Origin of the sequence: Vibrio sp. 10N.222.49.A3 (assembly GCF_041475145.1) — a bacterium.
Lineage (GTDB): Bacteria > Pseudomonadota > Gammaproteobacteria > Enterobacterales > Vibrionaceae > Vibrio > Vibrio tasmaniensis_A.
This window is the reverse complement of record NZ_JBFRVM010000357.1, coordinates 1-1,659: the sequence shown is the minus strand read 5'-3', so window position 1 is coordinate 1,659 and position 1,659 is coordinate 1. Positions and strand designations below refer to the sequence as shown.

At 37.1% G+C, this 1,659-nt stretch carries 1 protein-coding gene; it reads right to left on the bottom strand.

Annotated features, from left to right (window positions below; all coding sequences use genetic code 11):
• Nucleotides 1-108: 108 nt before the first annotated feature.
• Complete coding sequence (locus AB4589_RS25595; RefSeq protein ID WP_372101975.1) at nt 109-1,296, bottom strand: sugar efflux transporter; 1,188 nt, start codon at nt 1,294-1,296, stop codon at nt 109-111.
• Between the last annotated feature and the right edge of the window lie 363 nt (nt 1,297-1,659).

Below are 1,659 nucleotides of genomic sequence, written 5' to 3'. Positions count from 1 at the left end.
CTCCCTCGGTAATCACAGACTTTACTAAATTAGTAATTAATGGATAACTAAAAATATGGGAAATGAAAAAAGCCCTACTCTCAGATGGAAGTAGGGCATATCAACGAGTTAAATGGTTGCTTTAATCGATTTCAAGGCAGGAATTTTCGACATATAGACTATTAAGATTAAGGATAACGCAGCCGATGCTAACGATGCATATAAAGCCGTCTTAAAGTCAAAGTATTGAGCAATAAAGCCTGCAACAGAAGTTCCTAACATCATCCCGATTCTCATCATATTCGTATAATATGCCGAAGCCATACCCCCTTTATTAGGGAATGCATCTTGAATAAGAGTAATGCCTAATCCTACAAAAACCCCGTAAAACAAGCCATTAAAAGCCTGGCTCAAGATAAGAAGTGGGATCGTAGTTACATACTGTATTAATAAATAATAGATAACAGCACAAATGAATCCAAATACCATTAATTGGCTTTTTCCGAATTTTTCTGAAAATTTCGCAGCGTAGAGCATTACTGGTATTTCAAACATAGCAGTTACCCCTAAGAGCAGTCCTGGGAAATACATTGGTATACTTAGTTCTTGAGTTAAATATAATGGCATTGCCGTTATATAAACATGATTTGCTAAGTTACCTAATAAAATGACCAGACCTAGAATCAAGGCGATAGTTGGAATGGTTGAAGGTTGGCTTTTTAGTGGTGATGGGGCCTCAACTACTTTGTTGAATGTCGGCAGGTATTTTGTCGTTAGAATAATAACAAAAATAGCTAGAGTAAAAGCAATATAAAAGTTGGCGATGTATCCCCACGAGTCTGCGACTAAAAAAGCTAGAGCTGGGCCCGCAATCCAAACAACAGAAACACCGGATCGCATTTGCGTATTTAGACTAGTGATATTTTGGCCTGATTGGTCTGCAAACCTTTTAATCATAGATAATATCAAAGGTATACAGGCATTACCCGGTCCCATAAGAATTGTACCTACAGCTAATGCTTGCCATGGTTCAGTGACAAAAATAAAGGAAGCAGCAGAAATAACAATGCAGATAATTGATATTAGAAAGAGCCAACGGTCGTTGACACCTTTATCTGCCAATGAACCGAACAGTTGGCTAAAAAACATTCCAGAAAGCGCGAAGCTAACACTATAGTAAGCAATAAATGACGGGCTCGCACCAATACCGTCTATTAAGTAAATACTCATTATTGGTAAAATAAATGCATATGCCGTTGCTGTTAAACTATTTATTATAAATAATTTTCCAGAAACTCCTTTAATAAGGTTTCTCACTATATAAAACCTCTTAATGAAACTTTCTTGGGTGAGTTGAGTAGTTGCTCACTCACTTGGGCTGATAGACAGTCTATATCGGAGTGGGAAGCTGTTTTAACAATATTCCTATAACTAGTAGATGAGCAGGGGTTATCTAAAAATTGGACTTTCATGTTTTCTCCATTTTGACGGTTAATGTTTCATGTGCAACTTGCTTACTATCTGGTGGGTCTATACTGTGGTCTTTCGTTTAGATTTTCAATATAAAATCCATGACATCGTTAAAGAGTGCACTGCCTTCGAATAATTTTTAGTCGGGGAAATGCGCACCAACAAAATGTGTATGAGCTTTTGCTCTAACTTGATGTATGGAATCCACTC